Origin of the sequence: Chelativorans xinjiangensis (assembly GCF_009812055.1) — a bacterium.
Lineage (GTDB): Bacteria > Pseudomonadota > Alphaproteobacteria > Rhizobiales > Rhizobiaceae > Chelativorans > Chelativorans xinjiangense.
In genome coordinates this window covers 11,618-29,986 of the sequence record NZ_WQNH01000020.1, presented here as the reverse complement: position 1 = coordinate 29,986, position 18,369 = coordinate 11,618, and the positions used below count along the sequence as shown (strand labels likewise).

The following is an 18,369-nucleotide window of genomic DNA, read 5'->3' as shown; positions in this document are numbered from 1 at the left end:
AAGAACGGGCGGCCGTCTCGGCCCCACGCATGTTCGCCCAGATGTGTCTGGTCCGCCCCAATACGGCCAATGCATTTGCGGGATTTCTCGGTCGGACAAAGGAGTGCCTGATGAGAGTGCGCAAGACCTATGACATCCTAGTGAACGCCTTTCTGCGGGAGAAGGTATCCACATGCTTCGCGCTCCTCGGGGATGCCAATATGCACTGGGCGACCCGCCTCGCCGAGCGAGGCACGAAAATGGTCTATGTCAGGCATGAGCATTGTGCGGTGGCCGCGGCCATGGCCTTTGCACGCGCCACGGGGGACGTCGGGGTGGCGACTGTCACCTGCGGTCCCGGGCTGACGCAGATAACAACAGCCCTGCCCGCTGCGGTGCGGGCACGCATTCCGCTGGTCATCTTTGCGGGAGAAGCACCGCTCAAGGCGAATTGGTACAACCAAGAGATCGACCAGGCGCCCTTCGTCAAGGCAACGGGAGCCGCTTATCACCAACTCCATCTGAGGTCGCGCATGCCGGTACAGGTGCGCGATGCATTCCTGCAGAGCCGGCAGGAACAGCGGCCGGTGGTGCTCGGCGTCCCCTTTGACCTGCAGGAGGCCGAGTGGGACGGGCCGACGGACCTCCCCTCGCCCTCATACGAGATCATACCGCGCCTCAACCCGATCCCGCCGCATCCCCACGACGTCGCGCGTGCTGCTGAAATGGTAGCCGACGCAGATCGCATCATCGTCATGGCGGGGCGCGGCGCCCATGTCGCGGGGGCGGGCGAGGCATGCCGAGCGCTCGCCGCCAGATGCGATGGGCTGCTCGCCACGACGCTCCTGGCGCGCGGACTCTTCCACGACGATCCGTTCTGCCTTGGGGTCGCGGGTGGCTTTTCTACGGATGTTGCGCGGGAGTGCTTCGGCGAGGCCGATCTCATCATCGCTGTGGGCACGATCCTGGCCCATCACAACGCGGATGGCGGCAAGCTGTTCGACAAGGCGCGCGTGCTGCAGATCGATATCGAGCCCCGCGGAGTCAGCCAGGGCCGGATCGCCGCCCACGCACATCTGCGCGCGGATGCGCGTTTGGGAATGGAGGCCCTGCTCTCAGCGGTGGCCGCGCGACCCGCACGCTGGCGGAGCGAGGCACTGTCCCGTCGCATCCGCGATACGCCCCCCGACGGCGCACGGGTTCCCGTGGAGCCGGGCCTGCACGACCCCCGGGACGTCGTCTCTGCCCTTGAGGCTGCGCTGCCCCGCGACTGGGAAATGGTGAACTCCTCCGGTCACTGTTCCTACTATTTCACGCACATGCCGTCCCGCCCGATCGAGCACTTTCTCACGATCCGCGAATTCGGTGCGATCGGCAACGGCATCTCCTTCGCCATGGGGGTCGCGGCGGCAAGGCCTGACAGCACAGTCGTACTGTTCGACGGCGACGGCAGCCTGATGATGCATGTGCAGGAACTGGAGACGATCCGGCGCCATGGCATGAATATCGTCATCTGCGTGATGAATGACGGCGCTTACGGCTCCGAGATCCACAAGCTCCAGGCCGATGGACTTTCCGACTCAGGCGCGGTGTTCGGACGTACCGACTTCGCGGCGGTAGCCCGCGGCTTCGGCCTCCGCGGTGTCCGCATTGCCGACCTCGGCGATCTGCCGCGCCTTGTCGCCGAACTTTCGGAGGAGGAGAGGCGAACCTGCGTCCTCGATTTTCCTGTTTCGACAAAGGTGGTGTCGCCGGTGATCCGGCGCTCCCACCTGCAGCCCCGAAAGGCAGTCGGAGAACCGTGATGTGCCGGCGAACCTGCACTACCACGGTTGCCCGTCTGTCCGAACGAAGACGCACGCGGGACGGTCTACCCGCGAGCCGGTGTGAGACTGGTTCCTGCCTGCACGGAATTTGCACGGTCGAAGGCAACGCGGTCCGGCTGCCACCTTCACGCCGGGTACGCCTGCCGGTCATCGCGCTCGACGACCTGGCGGTGATGTGGCGCCTGCGCCCAGGCAATGGGAGAAGGTGCGATGACCGTTCCTGAAGAGGTTCTTCGCCCACAGTGTGCAGATATATGACGATTTGCGCATGACCCGTGCACGAATGGATAGACGCGTGCCCTCGTGGAAACCATTTCCAGCCAAAGGAGAGCGCGGAGAATTCCGGCGCTCTCTTCGCATTTCAGACCATCCGACTGCGCGGTGCTGGTATCATCTCCAGGCTCGCTAGCTTTCCCCGAGATGATCTTTCTGTGGTCCCTTCATAGGCTCGCTCGGACGATCCTCAACGAGGAACCTCGATCTTACCCATTCCGAGAACTTGCCCTGCTTGATGCCATTCTTAGCGGTGCAGTCACTGGGGCCTGATTCGACATACAGGGACTTTCCGTCGAAACACGCTGCCGCCTTTTGGCCTGAGACCCGCGACCAGCCGTTGGATGTTTCGAGGACTGGTAGGGTCTCCCGAAAGAAGAAGCGGCCAACGACGCCGCACTCTGTTGAAGGGCATGTGAACCGTCTCAGGTCTTCAACTGCGACCCACATCCGCGAATCCGCCAGCGCCGGAAATGCACCAGCAACAACAGCTGCCAATCCGACAGCGCCACAGGCGAATGATAGTCGGTTTCGCATAAACTCGATCCTGGGTTCGTGTGCTGCAGCAGCATACATGGAGCCTCCGCAGTGCACAGCTTGCGCGAAAGCTGTCTTTACCTCCGCCCCTCAGTTCCATCAAAATCAAAGATCTCGCCAAGCAGCGATTTCTTCTTCTTGCGGGGACGTTGCGATCCATATTGGCGCTCGTCGCGATACCGTCCCTCGTCGCGATCACGTGAGCGCTCGTCAAATTGCGCAGGTAATGCTTCATTGGCAGAGCGCTCAATGATCTTGTCAAGCTCTCCGCGGTCGAGCCAGACGCCGCGACATTTCGGGCAGTAGTCAATCTCGATGCCCTGACGCTCACTCGAAACCAACTCAGATCCGTCGATTGGGCACTGCATATCTGTTTCCTTCTGATGAGCATCGGAAGAGACCACACATGGCTCTGACCGACAACAGCGCCACTTCGTCGATGAACTGATCGCCAAGTATGTCGAAGGAGCGCCGCAGAAACGCCTTATAGGCGAAGGCGTGGAAGCTGGCACCTCCACACCCCGCCTACACCGGCTAGCGCCAGCGCGTCAGTGGCAGTGGCAGTGGACCTGGTCCACACTATTGTCCATGTGGCAGCCCCGGCCATGTGCTCCAGCAGCAGTGGTGAGCGTTCGCGCCTTACCTGCACTTGAACTGCACCGCAGCCGATGTCGGCGCAAAGCGGGCAACCGTAAATCAGGGCAGTGTTCGGAGGTGAGCCCTTCTCCATAATGAGTGATGTTATGCTCTCCTTTTCCGACTAGCCTGTCGCCCGCGCTTCCCGAAACGAGACAAGGCGTTTGGCACTTTCATCCCACAGCACCAGTTTGACGCAGCTCAGGCTCTGGAGAAGGGTGAGGCGGCCCATGTCGCGCAGATCGGGATGGTCCCGCAGTACCTCCGGCAGACGATAAAACGGCACCTTGGCCGACAAGTGGTGCACATGGTGGATGCCTATATTCCCGGTGAGCCAGCGCAGCGGGAAGGGAAGATCGTAGTGCGAGCTGCCGTGCAGCGCTGCGTGCTGGAAGTTCCAATCGTCGCCCTCGGACCAGTGCGTTTCCTCGAACTGATGCTGAACGTAAAACAGCCAGACGCCCGCGGTGGCCGCCATCAGCGTGATCGGCACTTGCACCAAGAGAAAGGTGCCGACCCCAACAAGCCACATCAGGCTCGCGACCGGGAGAGCGACGCCGAGGTTGGTGGCGATCGTCGACATCCACGGCTGTACTCCGGCACGCATGAGACCGAAGGGCAATCGGTACTGACAGATGAACAGCCAGGCGGGGCCGAGACCGAACATCACGAGGGGATGGCGATAGAGCCGGTAGCGTGCGCGGCCCCACCAGGGCAAGGCACGATACTCCCGGACCGTGAGGGTGTTGACATCGCCGATCCCCCGCTTGTCGAGATTGCCTGCCGTTGCATGATGGACGGCATGAGTGCGGCGCCAGTAGTCGTAGGGCGTGAGCGTGAAAACGCCGATGACGCGACCGATCCAGTCGTTGATGCTGCGTTGGGCGAATAAAGTGCCGTGGCCGCAATCGTGCTGCAGAATGAAAAGACGAACCAGAAAGCCGGCCGCCGGGACCGTCAGCAGGAGGCCCCACCAGTAGCCGTGCACGACAGCTACCACCGTCAAAGCCCATAAGGCGACAAAAGGGAATGCCGTGGCGGCTATTTCGACGGTGCTCCGGGCCGGGCTCGGTTGTCTGTACTGTGCGAGAACCGCAGTCCAGGAGCGCCCCTTCCTGTCAATGGAGGCGCCATTGGCAACTTTACTTTTCACAAGATCTCCAAGGTTAGATATGCGCCCCAGCAGGACGCGTGTTAACAATCAGGCACGTATGCGGTGCTCGGGCTGCACGGCGGGAAGGAGTCCGTTCGGCTTCTTGCGGCGCGCCCCTTGGTCGGCCGCGCACGACGATCACGCGCCGTGGAGAGCGGACCGTCAATGGCGCCACTCGGATTGCGGCAGCAGGTCGCCTGCGACATCGACGTGAGCAGCGTCACTGGCCGCAGGCAGATGCTTTTCCGAGAAGCGAAGGCGGAGAAACCGCCCGTCATCGGTCAGGAGATGGAGATCCTCGCGCCCGAATATCTGTCGCAGGATGTCGGGAGGCATGCAGATTTCGCCGCTGCTAATCACTTCCCCCGGCTCCCTCAGGAAACAGTCAAAATCATAGTCCGCACGGGCAAGTGTTTTGCTCCCGCATTTCAGGGCGCCGGCTCCGTGAATTCCACCAAGATACTGCATGAACGCCTATTCCTTGAGCGATCGGTACGTGAGTGCATCCGCGTCCAGAGCCACGGTCAGTTCCTCCGGGTCGACTTCGACGACCTGATGCCGGCCGCTTTGGACGGAAATCGCAGGAGTGTGCAGCATCGTAGCCGTGCGCCGGTAGGCAAGAAAGGAAAGACCCAAGATCTCCTCCTCCTCAATTACGAGGCGATAGGTTCCTGCAGCCTGCCGAGCGTCAAAGGCGCTCAGCCTGAACGGTTGCCTGAATGTGACCTCTGTATCGGTGGTGCGAACGGTCATGGCAGAATCCATTGCTTCTTTCGCGTTCCCGTCGGGGTGGTCTGGGGAGCCACCGGCTTACCGGAAATCCGCTGCCGTTAACACATACACGGTCCTGCGGGCGCTCCCGTAGATTTCGCGCGCGACATCGTGGATCATGGCGCGCGCTGCATCGAACGCGGCCAGATAATGCGCTTCGCTGGCGGCTGCCGTCGAGAGCGCGTCAGTCTCAACGAAGAATGGCACCTCGAACATGCCATCATGGCCGATGAAGCGAACGCGCTGCCCGGCTTCGTCATAGCTGCGGCTTCTATTGGGAAAAGTGAGTGTCATGATTGTGTATCTCCATCGCGTAGGCAGTTGGACGCCGACGGCTCGCAGGTCCGTGGCATGCCCTGTGAGCGGGTTGGATATGGCGCCACAGCATAACGTCTCGGCGCTTCACACCGGGGGCCTGGCGCCGTAACCCGCCGACCCGAAGGCCTTCATCCAGGTGCGTGTGGTGGAACAAGGCGGGCACAGCGTAAGCCTTATTTCTTCGCCTTACCGCGCAATGCGCTGCTGGTCGCCTGCTTGACCTGAGAACCAAGAGGTGCATCCACCTTCACGGCAGCCTTTTCCTTCTTCGGCTTTCTCGCTTCGCGATTGCTGCGCTGTTGTCCTTTGGCCATTGTGTAAATTCCTTCTAATCGTGTGCAGCGCCGCCGGAGGCTTGCTGTACTTTTATCTCTTCGAGATTGTCTTCTGTGGTCATGCGTTCGTGACGCTCGTCGTCGTTGCGGATGCGGTATTGAGGCGAATTGTCCCTCGACGGCAGGGTTGCGGTGATGCGATAGATTTTGGCCGTGTCAGGCGAATGGCCGAACCTGTTTCTCATGCGGACATATTGTCCGATGGCGAAGCGATGGCTTGACATGTTTTTCACCTGACATGCCCCCTGTCCGTAGATAAACTGTCCCAAACGGGCGGGTGCATATTGCTGTTTCATGGCGATCCGGCCATTTCCGGCCGATACCGTGCTGCTCAGTAACCCATTCCACCCATATTGCCCCCGCCAGCCATGACTGGTGCCTCCTTCTGCGGAAGGTCGGCGACCATCGCCTCCGTCGTGACCAGAAGTGCTGCGATGGAGCCTGCATCCTGCAGGGCCGTGCGAACGACCTTGGCGGGGTCGACGATGCCGGCCTTGATCATGTCGACATAAAGTTCGGTCTGCGCGTTGAAGCCCATATTGGGGTCCTTCGCGTCCATGAGCTTGCCGACGACGATGGAGCCTTCGACGCCGGAATTGTCGGCTATCTGCCGGATCGGTGCTTCGAGTGCCCTCAGCACGACGGAGATGCCCGCGGTTACGTCGGCGTTTGGTCCGGTTAGGCCGGCCAGGGCCGCTTTGGCACGCAGAAGCGCCACACCGCCGCCAGGAACGATGCCTTCCTCGACCGCTGCGCGGGTGGCGTTCAGCGCATCGTCGATGCGGTCCTTCCTCTCCTTGACCTCGGTTTCGGTCACGCCACCTACACGGATGACCGCCACGCCGCCTGCCAGCTTGGCCAGCCGCTCCTGCAGCTTCTCCTTGTCGTAGTCCGACGTGGTTTCCTCGATCTGTCCCTTGATCTGCTGGACGCGGGCCGAAATATCGGCCTTCGCCCCGGCACCGTCGACGATCGTGGTCGTGTCCTTCTCGATCAGGACACGCTTGGCGCGGCCGAGCATGTCGAGGGTGACATTCTCGAGCTTGATGCCGAGATCCTCGGAGATCATCTGGCCGGAGGTCAGCACCGCGATATCCTCCAGCATCGCCTTGCGGCGCTCGCCGAAACCGGGCGCCTTGACAGCGGCAACCTTCAGGCCGCCACGCAGCTTGTTGACGACCAGCGTGGCGAGTGCCTCGCCCTCCACGTCCTCGGAGATTATGAGGAGCGGCTGGCTGGTCTGCACGACGGCTTCTAGGATCGGCAGCATCGCCTGCAGATTGCCGAGCTTCTTCTCGTGGATGAGGATGTAAGGATCCTCGAGCTCTGCCCGCATCTTCTCCGCGTTGGTGACGAAATAGGGAGAGAGGTAGCCGCGTTCGAACTGCATGCCTTCGACGACATCCAGTTCGGTCTCGGCGGTCTTGGCCTCCTCGACCGTGATCACGCCCTCATTGCCGACCTTCTCCATCGCCTTGGCGATCATCTTGCCTACCGTGGCATCGCCATTGGCGGCGATGGTGCCGACCTGGGCAATCTCGCCGGAGGATTTGACCTTCTTGGCGCGGGCCTGGATGTCCTTGACGACGGCAGCGACCGCAAGGTCGATGCCGCGCTTCAGGTCCATCGGGTTCATGCCGGCCGCGACAAGCTTGGCGCCCTCGCGCAGGATGGAGGCGGCGAGCACGGTTGCGGTGGTGGTGCCGTCGCCGGCAAGGTCGTTAGTCTTGGAAGCCACGGCACGCACCATCTGCGCGCCCATGTTCTCGAACTTGTCCTCAAGCTCGATTTCCTTGGCGACGGTGACACCGTCCTTGGTGATGCGCGGCGCGCCATAGGCCTTGTCGATGACGACATTGCGGCCCTTGGGGCCGAGCGTCACCTTGACGGCGTTGTTCAGCAGTTCGACGCCGCGCAGCATCCGGTCGCGCGCATCGGCACCGAATTTGATTTCCTTGGAAGACATGAGTTTTCGATCCGTTCGTTCTTGAAAAATTGATTGCGGGGACGTCGCCTGGTCAGACGGCGTTTTTGGCTGCCGCGGCCATTTCGACGATACCCATGACGTCCGCTTCCTTCATGATCAGGAGATCCTCGCCGTCGATCCTGACCTCGGTGCCCGACCATTTGCCGAAGAGAACGGCATCGCCTGTCCTCACATCGAGCGGAACCAGCTTGCCGCCTTCGTCGCGAAGGCCCGGGCCGACAGCGACCACCTCGCCCTCCTGCGGCTTTTCCTTCGCATTGTCGGGAATGATGATCCCGCCCTTGGATATGTCATCGCCTTCAGTGCGCCGTATGACGACGCGGTCGTGGAGGGGCCGAAATTTCATGAGGGTTCTTTCTGAGGCCGGGTGTAGGAGGCCACACCTTTATATAGGCTCTTTGGCAGTCGGGTAACAGGAGTGCCAAGAACAATCTTTTCGGCGGAGAAATATTTCAAGCATTTCAACAGGATTTCGATCGAAAGTTTCTCAGAAAAATATTTCGGAATCCATTCGCCTTGAAGAAGGAGATATCTCTCGCCGCACGAGCATAGGCTGAAACCCTGCGTGCCAGCGATTTGTCTCGCTCGCCATTGTATTTCAAACCTTGTCTCCGTATTCATTGCCCGAACAGAGGAAGGAGTCAGCATGGCACGAGCACCGAATTACAATCACGAGCGCAAGGAACGCGACCGCATCAAGGCGGCGAAGAAAGCCGAGAAGCTGGCAACCAAGGCGGCCGCAAAAGAGCGTTCAGTTGCAGCGGACCAGAGGCAAGCTGAAGAGACGGACTAGGCGTCGGCTGTGAGCGCGGGCCACACCGGATCTCGAATGCTGGCCGCCGGCGCCGAGCGTGCCGACTCCTTGGAGGTTGACGGCCACAAACGGCTTACGAGAACGGCTTCGCCGCAGGCTATTTGGCCTAGACTGCCGATGATGGCCGCAGCCCGGAGCAGATGCAAACATTACCGCCATGAACAAGCTGGCAAACGATATTCTCGATGCCTGCCTGGGCAGCCTCTTGGCCGAACGATGTCAGGGTCCCGGTTTCTGCTGATTTCTGTCTAATCGTCAGTTCGGGCGCTGACTTCCGCGCGCGAAGGCTCAATGCTTCCGCGCCTGCACCAGATAAGCTTCGATCTCGGCTTCGCCGAGCCACTTCACGGCTTCGAGCCGATGCAATCCCTCGACCAGCACATAGCGTTTGCCGTCGCTACGCACCTGGATCGGCATTTTCATTCCGTTCTCCAGGATATCTTCAGCGAGCAGCCTCGCCGTCTCTGGATGCAGTGTCCTCCGCCGCGCGGTTGGCACATAGATGTCGTCGATCCTGATTTTATGAATGCGGAGCATGAGCCTCTTCACGGTAGGGGCGGAAGCGCCCTCGCCCATGGATAGCGCGTTCAGGCAAGAGTCCATAGTGCTTATGAATCTCTCTGGTCTCAGAAGCGGATTGCCGAGCGAAGCCAAGCCCTTGTGGTGGGCTGCTCCGGCCGTCCCTGCGGGGCTCTGAGGGTGTGGCTGACCGATATTTCGGAAATCAAGCGTGTCGTGCCGAAGCGGATTCCGGCCAACACACTGGACCACCGCCCAGTCGGCGAAGGTCGCGAAGTGTCGCCGAGATCTCGCATCACGCCGTAATGTTCTTGAAACCGAGGGTACCGGTCGGCAGGACGGTTATGCTTGCCGTCAAGGAAGCCTTGACGAACGCTGCGCCCGCGCCGGGCCTTGATGCAAGCGGACTGGCGTTGCTCGTGCTGCCGAAAGCATCGAGCCCCTTGCTGATTTCGACCTCGATGCTATGTCGCGTGCTCGCACTTCGTGCGGACGAGTAGACAAGCCGGTCGTGCAGAATGTTCAGCCGCTCGTTCAGAGTGCTCGTGCCGCAAACCTCCCAACCGTACGGCGCTGTTCGCATGAAGGTCCGCTGTGGATGATCGATATGAAGGGCAGCTTATGGCGCGACCGAGACGGCCAAAGGATCGACTCTTGAGTACAGCCACGGAGCGTTCTACGACGCGCTTGGGTGGAAAGCGGGCGGAGCCATACTCCTCTGGAGCCGTGCGCCTATTGACCTGTGGCAACGGTGGCGCGGTTTCAGCGTCGCATGATCGTGCGGAGTGTTTCGGGATCATCTCGGAATAACAGGCGGCACGTGCATCGCCTGTCGTCTCGATCTTATCTGGCGAACTTTCGCGCTCCGATCACGCACAGAATGACGGCGACAGTAACGGCGAGCATCCCCCAGGTCACGGATTCGTCCAGCAGGGTCGCGGCCAGCGCCAGTCCGAAGAACGGCTGCAGGAGCTGAAGCTGCCCCACCGCGGCAATGCCACCTTGCGCCAGGCCCCGATACCAGAAAACGAAGCCGATCAACATGCTGAAGAGCGAGACGTAGGCCAGGCTGATCCAGGCGGGCACCTCGATACTGGAGAACGTCGGCGGCACGTGGACGATGGTCAACGCGATCATGAGCGGCAGCGACAGCACCAGGGCCCAAGAGATCACCTGCCATCCGCCCAGCGTCCGGGACAGCGTTGCGCCCTCGGCGTAGCCCAGCCCGCAGGTGATGATCGCGGCAAGCATCAGCGCATCCCCGATGGGAGAAGCCGCGAATCCCTGCGACAAGGCGAAACCCGCCACCACTGCACTGCCCAGCACCGAAAAGAGCCAGAACGCCGGCTTTGGCCGCTCGCCGCCGCGAACGCCGCCGAAGATCGCCGTTGCCAGTGGCAGGAGACCAATGAAAACGATCGAGTGCGCCGACGTCACATGCCGGAGCGCCAGCGCGGTCAGCAAGGGAAAGCCGACCACGACGCCCAAGGCGACGACCATCAGAGATGTGATGTCCCGGCGCGTGGGGCGTTTTTCCTTGAAAGCCAGCAGCAGGAAAGCCGCCAGGATGCCGGCGATGGCCGCGCGGGCAACCGTCAGGAAAACGGGATCGAACTGCATCACTGCCACGCGCGTGGCAGGTAGGGACCCGCTGAAGATCACCACACCAACGAGACCATTGATCCATCCGCTAGCCGTCCGTTCCACGCCGCACTCCGTTAATTGCGCGTCCCTTATCCGTTGCTGCCGCTGGCATCGCCAGCAACAGTCCGATACGGTTTCGCCGAACTGTTATGGTGAGAGGATCAGTACGGATGGACCGAAAGGCGGCGGGAGGCACCCGGGTGGCGATGGTGATGGCCACGATCCGGCAGCGCATCGCGGGACGCAGCTTGACGCCGGGTGCAAAGCTGCCATCGATCCGCGGGCTAGCCGGGACGTTGAAGGTATCGACCTCGACAGTCGTCGAAGCCTATGAGCGCCTGGCGGCGGAGGGTGCGATCCACTCCCGGCCCGGTTCCGGTTTCTATGTCGCCAGCCAGACTGCGCCGCTGTCCCTTTCGGGGATCGGCCCGAAGCTCGACCGCGCCGTAGATCCTTTTTGGGTATCGCGGCAGTCCCTGGAGGCGGGCGACGACGATCTCAAGCCGGGTTGCGGATGGCTCCCGCCTTCATGGCTCCCCGAAGACGGTCTGCGACGGGCGCTTCGGTCGCTGTCTCGCGCCGACGACGCCGCTTTGGCCGATTACGGTTCTCCGCTGGGTCTGCCGCCCTTGCGCCAGCTCATCGCCCGGCGCATGGCGGAGCGCGGTATCGAGGCCTCCCCCGATCAGATCATGCTGACCGAATCCGGAACCCAGTCGATCGACCTTCTGTGCCGATTCCTGATCGAACCTGGCGACACCGTGCTGGTCGATGACCCATGCTACTTCAACTTCCATGCGCTGCTGCGCGCCCACCGCGCCAAGATCGTCGGCGTCCCTTACACTCCGTCCGGTCCGGATATCGAGCGATGCGCGAAAGTGCTCGCGGAAAATCGGCCCCGGCTCTACATCACGAACTCCGGGATTCACAATCCGACTGGCGCCATTTTGTCCCCGGCTATCGCTCATCGGATGTTGAAGCTCGCCGATGAATTCGCTCTCACCATCATCGAGGACGATATCTTCGCCGACTTCGAGCCCACCCCGGCACCGCGTCTGGCGGCGCTCGACGGGCTCGACCGCGTCATCCACATCGGCAGCTTTTCCAAGACCTTGTCCGCCTCGGCACGCTGCGGATTCGTGGCGACGCGACCGGAATGGATCGAGGGTCTGACCGATTTGAAAATCGCCACATCTTTCGGTGGCGGTCGGCTCACCGCAGAGGTGGTCCTGAGCGTTCTGAGCGATGGCGGCTACCGGAAACACATGGATAGTCTGCGCAGTCGCCTCTCCCGCGCCATGTTCGATGTCACGGCCAACTTGAAAGCCATTGGCATCGAGCCCTGGATTGAACCACAGGCCGGCATGTTTCTGTGGAGCCGACTCCCGGACGGATTGGACGCCGCAAAGATCGCACGCGCCGCGCTCGCGAAGAACGTCGTACTGGCACCGGGGAACGTGTTCAGCCTCTCGCAGTCCGCGACGAGCTTCCTGCGGTTCAACGTGTCGCAAACCCTCGACGACCGCATCTTCGATGTGCTGCGCGAGGCATTGCGAGCGAACAGGTCCGGGTGGCTCTGAAATTAGCAGTGGGGAAGTCGCGCCAGCGATCCGCAGTCCTTTCACTTTCGCCGCACCTCGGCTGCCAGCTCGCGTCGATCGGCCCCGGTGATAATCGCCTCGACCTCGAGGATGTCCGTGTCGGCGGCGTCTATATCCGCCACGATTGTGCCCTGACGCATGATAACGATGCGGTCGGCCACCTGGAAAACGTGATGGATATTGTGAGTGATATAGATGACCGTATGGCCGGCATCACGCACCTCCCTGATAAAGTTCAGAACGCCGTGCGTTTCCTCGACACCGAGATTGTTCGTCGGCTCGTCAAGGATGATGATTTTGGCGAAGAAATGCATCGCGCGTGAAATCGCGATCGACTGGCGCTCGCCGCCCGACAGCGCCCTGATCGGCGCGTCGGCGTCAAGGTTCTTCTTGATACCGACCCGCTTCAGCAATTCCGATGCCTGGCGTTTGAGCTGGGCAAGGTCGAGCGGTGCCAGCGGACCGAGAAAGCTGGCGCGCACCGGTTCCCGCCCCAGAAACAGGTTGCGGGCTATGCTGAGATCGACCGCCAGAGAACTGTCCTGGTGGATGGTCTCTATGCCCAGATTCATGGCATCCCGTGCGCTGCGAATCTCCGCCTTCTTGCCGCCGATGTAGATATCCCCGCTGTCGACGCCGTGCAGGCCGGAGATCGCCTTGATCAGCGTCGACTTGCCTGCGCCGTTGTCACCCAGGAGCGCGACCACCTCACCGTCGCCTACGGCGAGGCTGACCCCGTTGAGGGCTTGCACATTGCCGAAGGACTTAGTGACGTTTTCGAGCCTGAGCACTTCCTGTGTCGTCTGCCGCACCATGATCTCAGCTCCGAATCGACCGTTTATGTACGATGGAGTGCACCATCAGCATGATGAGAATGATGCCGCCGACAAAGATGTTGAAGGCAAGACCCGGCACGCCGACCAGAACGATGCCGTTGCGGATGATGCGCAACAGGAACACGCCGATGATCGTGCCGATGATCGTGCCGCGACCGCCGGTGAGCGCTGTCCCGCCGACAACGACCATAGCTATGACTTCCAGCTCGTACTGATCTCCGGCGACCGGAGACGCCGATGAGATTCGCAGCGAGCTGATGATGCCGGCAAGCCCCGCAAGGAGCGAGGTGACGATGAAAAGACCGATCTTGACGGCGTCGGCAGGCACACCGCGAGCAACCGCGGCGCTGCGATTGCTGCCTATGGCCGAGATCCAGTTGCCCACCTTGGAGTAGTTGAGCACGTAGAACATCAGGGCAGCCAAGGCGGCGAACCAGATGATGGATGCATGCAGCCGCACCTCGCCGACATAGAAGCTGCCTGCGAGCAGGATTTGCAGAATCGACTCGCCGCTCCAGCTCGCCAGCGGAAAGCCCTGAGTGGCAAAAAGCGTACAGCCGCGCACCAGCAGCAGCATCGACAAGGTGACGAGGAACGACGAAATGCCGGCCTTCGTCACGAACAGGCCATTGGCTGCGCCGATGGTTGCCGTCAACGCGAAGCCGACGATCAGCGCCGTCCCGAGATCAATGCCGGCGTGCTGAACAAGAAGCATCGAGATAACGGGGCAGAATGCGAAGACCGCACCGACCGAGAGGTCGAACTCGCCCGCGGTCAGGAGCAGCGTCATGCCGAGCGCGATGATACCGAGCTCGGGCAGGAAGGCCAGCAGATTGGACACGTTGAGTGGCGACAGGAATCTGTCATTCGCAACCGTGAAGAAAACCACGGCCAGACACAGAATGAGAAAGGATGATGTCTCCGGCTTGCGCAAGAGCGCGCGCCAGCGGGAGTGTTTCATCGACGGCCCCCCTGCATCCCCATCGCGGTTAACAGAGCGGTTTGGAGCCCGGACATCGCTGTCCGGGCCGGAAAGAGTGTTATTCGCCATAGAGATCGAGAATCGGTTGGACGCTGTTCTTGTCATAGGTCTGCAGCGTGAAGATATCGTAGCCGATAGGTTGGCCGTCAGCGGCCATCTTCAGTAGCGCGACCGGCATGAAGCCCTGATGTGCGGGATACTGCCAGAGCGCCGCGTTCACGTATCCATCCTTGACCGCATTGGCCGTCTCTTTGGAGTTGCCCCATCCGACTACCGGAACGGCGCCTGGTGCCATGCCAACATTGTCGAAGACCCGCTGCACGCTGGCAGCGACCAGGTCGCCGAGCGCGATGACGGCGTCGACATCGTTAGCGATCAGATACTCCGACATTTTCTGGATGACGCCGGCGGGGTCGGTGCCGGCATCGACGACATCGTATTTGATGCCCAGCGGATCGAAGACGCTGGCAATCCCTTCAGTCTCGAGCTGCTGATAGCTGGCGCCGGGCACCTCGACCGGCATGAAGACGCTATCACCCTCCTCCACCAGTCCGTTGTCGACCAGATAATTGGCCCAGATCTGCCCCGCGAGCCTGAGATTGGCGCCGACATAGGCGTCGCGGCCAGTGTCGGGGTCATCGGTGTTGAAGAAAACGATCGGTACGCCCTTTTCGTGGGCGAGCTTCACCTCTTCGGTCCACAGGCCCGGCTGGGCCGATGTCGTTCCGATGCCATCGGGCGCCGACGCGATCGCCGCATTCAGTGCCTCCTTCTGCACGGCGAAATCGCCGCCGGAAAAGGAGATGTTGCAGGTGACATTGAGCTGCTCGCAGGCAGATTGCGCACCCGCGTTCCAGTCGATCCAGAACGGATCGGATTCGCCGCCGTGGGATAGTAGATAGAAGGTTCTCTGCTCCTGCGCATAGGCGCCGGAAGCGCCCGCTGTCAGAAACGCAGCGGCTGCTGCTATAAAAAATCGTCTCATGTCTTTTCTCCTCCACTCCTCATCGGGGACCCTGCCCCGGCACCAAATCCCGTCACCGGCGCCTGAACGTCGGCGCGCGCTTTTCCTTGAAGGCCACCCTGCCCTCACGGGCATCCTCGGTGGCAAAGCAGATCGTCTGAAGGTCGCGCTCGTATTCGATCGCTTTCTCAAGAGGCATCGTAAATGCAGCCTTCAAGTTGAGCTTCGCAGTCTCGGCCGCGATCGGCGCGCGACTGGCGATGGTCGTGGCAATCTCTTTCGCGCGTTGCAGAAGCTTAGCCTGCGGCACGACCTCGCTCACAAGGTTCCATGCAAGAGCGCGTTCGGCCGGCACAGGATCGCCGGTCATGATCATCAATGCAGCGTTGGAAGCGCCGATCGAGTGCGCGAGATAGGTCGCCATCCCCCCGCCCCCGATCCAGCCGAGCTTGATCTCTGGCGCCGCGAACTGCGCGTTATCCGACGCAATGCGGATGTCGCAAGACATGGCCGTCTCCAGTCCGCCGCCGAAGCAATAGCCATTGACGGCGGCGATAGACGGCTTGAGCAGTGCGCGGATGGCATCGCAATAGTCCGGCCGATTACGGAACTGCCAGGGCGTCTCGTATGTATCCAACTCGCGGATATCGGAGCCGGCACAGAAGGATTTCTCGCCTGCGCCTGTCACCACGACACAACGGATCGTATCGCTATCGTTGCATTCCCTCACCGCCGCCACGATCGCGTCCGCCATTTCCGGTGTAACGGCGTTCAGCTTCTGCGGCCGATTGAGCGTGATGGTGGCGACGTGACCGTCAATCTCGAAAAGAACGTCTTCGCTCATCTATCTCTCCCCGCCCTTCACGGGACGGCTTTCCTCGTAAAGTGCCTGAATGGCATCGACGGCCCGCGCGGACTTTTCGCCGCGCGAGAGTGCCTCGCGTAGGTAGGCTGAAGTTTTGGTTTGAAAGGCGATGTAGCCGGCGTGGCGCGGACGAACATAGGCCGCCTCAAGCGTCGCGGCGGTATCGCGGTAGAAATTGTCCCAACGCCTGTTGACCTCCTCATCCTGCCAAGCAGAATGGCTGCTTGGCTGTCCTTCATGCGAGGGAATGAATTCCCTCTGAGCGTGATCACCCAACAGCCATTGCAGATGCTTTTTCAGCTCCGATGACACGGCGCACCGGCCGGAGATTCCAATTCCGGTACCGCCGAGCGTCGATCCCGGCCGGCTTTCCGGCGAAATGCGCGGCGCATTCGCGAAACGGATCGGGTGGCCCCTCTCGGGCGCTGCGTAGTTCACATAGCCGTAAATTAGAGGACAGAGGATGACGTCCTCATTCTCGGCCATATGGCTGAGGATGCCGATCGGGTTTTTCGCACCGACACTCGGCGGGCTGCCGGTTGCAAGCTCGCGCATGAGTTCGAAGGCCGCCTCGCCGGTTGCTCGCGAGACAAGCACGTCCGGGTCGCGCTCGGCTGGTGCTTCGCCAAGCGCGGTCACGATGGAAAGGTAGCAAAGAATAGCGTGCGGGCCTGCCAGCGAGAGCACGACCTTGCCGCACGACTTCGAGAGCGCGCGGACATCTTCCCAGGTGGCCGGCAGGTCCCCGTCCAGGAGGTCGGTGCGCACTGCCATGACCTGCGTTGCCGCATCCAGCGGCAGGGCCCAATGTCTGCCGGCAAAACGGTAGCTGGCTAGGCAGGGGCCGATCGTCGCCTTCTCGAGCTCCCGGATAAAGCCGCCGTCGAACACCTCTTCGAGTGGCATGAGGCACTGCGCAGCCACCGCTTCACCGACGTGAGGGTGATCAAGCACCACAAGGTCGTAGCGGCTGCACAAGTCCTCGATCGGATGAGATTCGAAGCCTTCCAGTGGCTGCTTGTCCCATGCGATCTCGAGCCCGTCGCGTCCGGGATCAAGCTGCGCGGCGGCCGCGGCCAGAGCATTGTAGCCGCGCGGATGATCCCAGGTGAGGCCACGGTAGCTCTGCATCAGTCGGCCCGTTCCGTCGCGACAATGCCTTCGCTCTCGAGGCGATCGATCTCCTCATCCGGGTAGCCGAGATCCTTGAGCACCTCGCGCGTATGTTCGCCGGCAAGCGGCGCACCGCGTTCGACACGCGAAGGCGTCTTCGAGAACTTGATGGCAAAGCCGGGCGTCTTCACCCGCCCCTCGGTGGGATGCTCGTACTCGACAAAAGTTCGATTGTGGGAGATCTGCGGATCATTGACGAGATCCTCGTAGCCATAGACCGGTCCCGCCCAGATATCGGCTTCGGCGAAGAGCGCAAGCCACCCGGCAGACGTCTTCCCAGTCAGCTTCTCGCGTGTCTTGGCGAAGATTTCATCCCGGCGCGACCAGCTGTCGACCTCGTCGTCCATCGTGAGGAAGCTTTCCTCGCCGATTATCTCGCCCAGCGTCTTCAGGGGCGGGAAAGCGATAACGATGTAGCCGTCCTTCGTGGCGAAAGTGCCGTAGGGCGCGCGGATATAGACGTGGGCGTGCGGCTCGGCAGAACGCTCTTGCTTCTTACCGCCGACGGTGAAGACCGACAGCTCCTGCATCTGAATCGTCGTAATGGCGTCGAGCATATTGACGTCGACGCGTTGCCCCTCGCCCGTCCGCTCGCGGTGAAAGAGCGCCGCTAATGCGCCCTCGAAGGCGGTATAGGCCGTTACAGCATCGACCAGATATTGCCCGGCAGGCGTCGGCGCTTCGCCCTTTCGCCCCGCCGAAAGCATGGCACCGGACATGGCCTGCAGAACCAGGTCCTGTCCCGGCCGGTCCACATAAGGCCCGCTCTCGCCATAGCCCGACATCGATACATAGACGAGGCGCGGATTGAGTTTTAAGAGGGTCTCGTAGTCGACGCCAAGCCGCTTGGCGACGCCCGGACGGTAGTTCTGGAGGAAGACATCAGCCGTCTTCACCAGGTCGAGCAGGATCTTACGCCCCTCCTCCGACTTAAGGTCGATCGCAAGCGAGCGTTTGTTGCGATTGAGCGAAAGGAAAGAGACGTTCACCCGGTTGCCTTTGGCGCCGCCGGCCGAGACGTGGCGCTGCCATTCCCCCTTGACCGGCTCGACCTTGATCACGTCTGCCCCGAGATCGCCGAGGCGCTGGGCCGCAAAAGGCCCCGCCATTGCGATTGAGCAATCGAGCACGCGAATACCGCTCAGAATTCCCATGG

The 18,369-nt window shown here is 61.5% G+C and carries 21 protein-coding genes; 4 read left to right on the top strand and 17 right to left on the bottom strand.

The annotated features are described in order from the left end of the window. Positions 1-110: 110 nt before the first annotated feature. Positions 111-1,784: a thiamine pyrophosphate-binding protein gene (locus GM910_RS14045; RefSeq protein ID WP_159588219.1), complete on the top strand. Its 1,674-nt coding sequence runs from the start codon at positions 111-113 to the stop codon at positions 1,782-1,784. A gap of 908 nt (positions 1,785-2,692) precedes the next feature. On the opposite strand, the gene GM910_RS14040 is transcribed toward GM910_RS14045, so the two are convergent. The 9 genes from GM910_RS14040 to GM910_RS14005 all read right to left on the bottom strand — a co-directional run bounded on the left by GM910_RS14040 (position 2,693) and on the right by GM910_RS14005 (position 8,161). Then, the gene (locus tag GM910_RS14040; protein ID WP_159588217.1) at positions 2,693-2,983 is read right to left on the bottom strand and encodes a TFIIB-type zinc ribbon-containing protein; all 291 of its coding nucleotides are present in this window, start codon (positions 2,981-2,983) and stop codon (positions 2,693-2,695) included. Between the two features lie 392 nt (positions 2,984-3,375). Next, positions 3,376-4,404 (bottom strand): fatty acid desaturase, encoded by a 1,029-nt coding sequence (locus GM910_RS14035; RefSeq protein ID WP_159588215.1) that lies wholly within the window; start codon positions 4,402-4,404, stop codon positions 3,376-3,378. Between the two features lie 162 nt (positions 4,405-4,566). Beyond that, positions 4,567-4,872, bottom strand: a complete 306-nt coding sequence (locus GM910_RS14030) for a hypothetical protein (protein ID WP_159588213.1) — start codon at positions 4,870-4,872, stop codon at positions 4,567-4,569. A gap of 6 nt (positions 4,873-4,878) precedes the next feature. Beyond that, the gene (locus tag GM910_RS14025; RefSeq protein WP_159588211.1) at positions 4,879-5,157 is read right to left on the bottom strand and encodes a hypothetical protein; all 279 of its coding nucleotides are present in this window, start codon (positions 5,155-5,157) and stop codon (positions 4,879-4,881) included. 57 nt (positions 5,158-5,214) lie between these two features. Beyond that, positions 5,215-5,469 carry a DUF1488 family protein gene (locus GM910_RS14020; RefSeq protein WP_159588209.1) on the bottom strand — a complete coding sequence of 85 codons (255 nt, stop codon included), beginning with the start codon at positions 5,467-5,469 and terminating at the stop codon, positions 5,215-5,217. A 197-nt stretch (positions 5,470-5,666) separates the two neighbouring features. Then, positions 5,667-5,807 carry a hypothetical protein gene (locus tag GM910_RS26955; RefSeq protein ID WP_201285503.1) on the bottom strand — a complete coding sequence of 47 codons (141 nt, stop codon included), beginning with the start codon at positions 5,805-5,807 and terminating at the stop codon, positions 5,667-5,669. A 14-nt stretch (positions 5,808-5,821) separates the two neighbouring features. Beyond that, entirely contained in the window at positions 5,822-6,124 is a 303-nt protein-coding gene (locus GM910_RS14015) for a hypothetical protein (protein WP_246226130.1), read from the bottom strand. A 35-nt stretch (positions 6,125-6,159) separates the two neighbouring features. Beyond that, entirely contained in the window at positions 6,160-7,794 is a 1,635-nt protein-coding gene (gene groL, locus GM910_RS14010; RefSeq protein WP_159588207.1) for a chaperonin GroEL, read from the bottom strand. A gap of 52 nt (positions 7,795-7,846) precedes the next feature. Beyond that, complete coding sequence (locus tag GM910_RS14005; RefSeq protein ID WP_159588205.1) at positions 7,847-8,161, bottom strand: co-chaperone GroES; 315 nt, start codon at positions 8,159-8,161, stop codon at positions 7,847-7,849. A gap of 300 nt (positions 8,162-8,461) precedes the next feature. Here GM910_RS14005 and GM910_RS26950 point away from each other — a divergent pair, with 300 nt between their 5' ends. After that, positions 8,462-8,608 (top strand): hypothetical protein, encoded by a 147-nt coding sequence (locus GM910_RS26950; protein ID WP_201285502.1) that lies wholly within the window; start codon positions 8,462-8,464, stop codon positions 8,606-8,608. A 309-nt stretch (positions 8,609-8,917) separates the two neighbouring features. Here the strand turns inward: GM910_RS26950 and GM910_RS14000 are convergent, their stop codons facing one another. Beyond that, positions 8,918-9,166, bottom strand: coding sequence for a ParB N-terminal domain-containing protein (locus GM910_RS14000; protein ID WP_159588203.1), 249 nt, complete (start codon positions 9,164-9,166; stop codon positions 8,918-8,920). 326 nt (positions 9,167-9,492) lie between these two features. On the opposite strand from GM910_RS14000, the gene GM910_RS13995 reads away from it, so the two are divergent. Next, positions 9,493-9,648 carry a hypothetical protein gene (locus tag GM910_RS13995; RefSeq protein WP_159588201.1) on the top strand — a complete coding sequence of 52 codons (156 nt, stop codon included), beginning with the start codon at positions 9,493-9,495 and terminating at the stop codon, positions 9,646-9,648. Between the two features lie 343 nt (positions 9,649-9,991). On the opposite strand, the gene GM910_RS13990 is transcribed toward GM910_RS13995, so the two are convergent. Next, positions 9,992-10,855 (bottom strand): DMT family transporter, encoded by an 864-nt coding sequence (locus tag GM910_RS13990; RefSeq protein ID WP_159588199.1) that lies wholly within the window; start codon positions 10,853-10,855, stop codon positions 9,992-9,994. 107 nt (positions 10,856-10,962) lie between these two features. On the opposite strand from GM910_RS13990, the gene GM910_RS13985 reads away from it, so the two are divergent. Next, complete coding sequence (locus tag GM910_RS13985; RefSeq protein ID WP_159588197.1) at positions 10,963-12,372, top strand: aminotransferase-like domain-containing protein; 1,410 nt, start codon at positions 10,963-10,965, stop codon at positions 12,370-12,372. Between the two features lie 41 nt (positions 12,373-12,413). Here GM910_RS13985 and GM910_RS13980 read toward each other — a convergent pair whose 3' ends face one another. The 6 genes from GM910_RS13980 to GM910_RS13955 all read right to left on the bottom strand — a co-directional run bounded on the left by GM910_RS13980 (position 12,414) and on the right by GM910_RS13955 (position 18,367). Continuing rightward, positions 12,414-13,208 carry an ATP-binding cassette domain-containing protein gene (locus GM910_RS13980; protein ID WP_159588195.1) on the bottom strand — a complete coding sequence of 265 codons (795 nt, stop codon included), beginning with the start codon at positions 13,206-13,208 and terminating at the stop codon, positions 12,414-12,416. Between the two features lie 4 nt (positions 13,209-13,212). Then, the gene (locus GM910_RS13975) at positions 13,213-14,190 is read right to left on the bottom strand and encodes an ABC transporter permease (RefSeq protein WP_159588295.1); all 978 of its coding nucleotides are present in this window, start codon (positions 14,188-14,190) and stop codon (positions 13,213-13,215) included. Positions 14,191-14,269: 79 nt separating this feature from the next. Continuing rightward, a complete protein-coding gene (locus GM910_RS13970; protein WP_159588193.1) occupies positions 14,270-15,196 on the bottom strand; it encodes a sugar ABC transporter substrate-binding protein in 927 nt (308 codons plus the stop codon). A gap of 52 nt (positions 15,197-15,248) precedes the next feature. Beyond that, positions 15,249-16,019, bottom strand: coding sequence for an enoyl-CoA hydratase/isomerase family protein (locus GM910_RS13965; RefSeq protein ID WP_159588191.1), 771 nt, complete (start codon positions 16,017-16,019; stop codon positions 15,249-15,251). Beyond that, positions 16,020-17,171: an ABC transporter substrate-binding protein gene (locus GM910_RS13960; RefSeq protein ID WP_159588189.1), complete on the bottom strand. Its 1,152-nt coding sequence runs from the start codon at positions 17,169-17,171 to the stop codon at positions 16,020-16,022. Beyond that, positions 17,171-18,367, bottom strand: coding sequence for a CaiB/BaiF CoA transferase family protein (locus GM910_RS13955; RefSeq protein ID WP_159588187.1), 1,197 nt, complete (start codon positions 18,365-18,367; stop codon positions 17,171-17,173). Before GM910_RS13955 ends, GM910_RS13960 begins: the two co-directional genes overlap by 1 nt. Between the last annotated feature and the right edge of the window lie 2 nt (positions 18,368-18,369).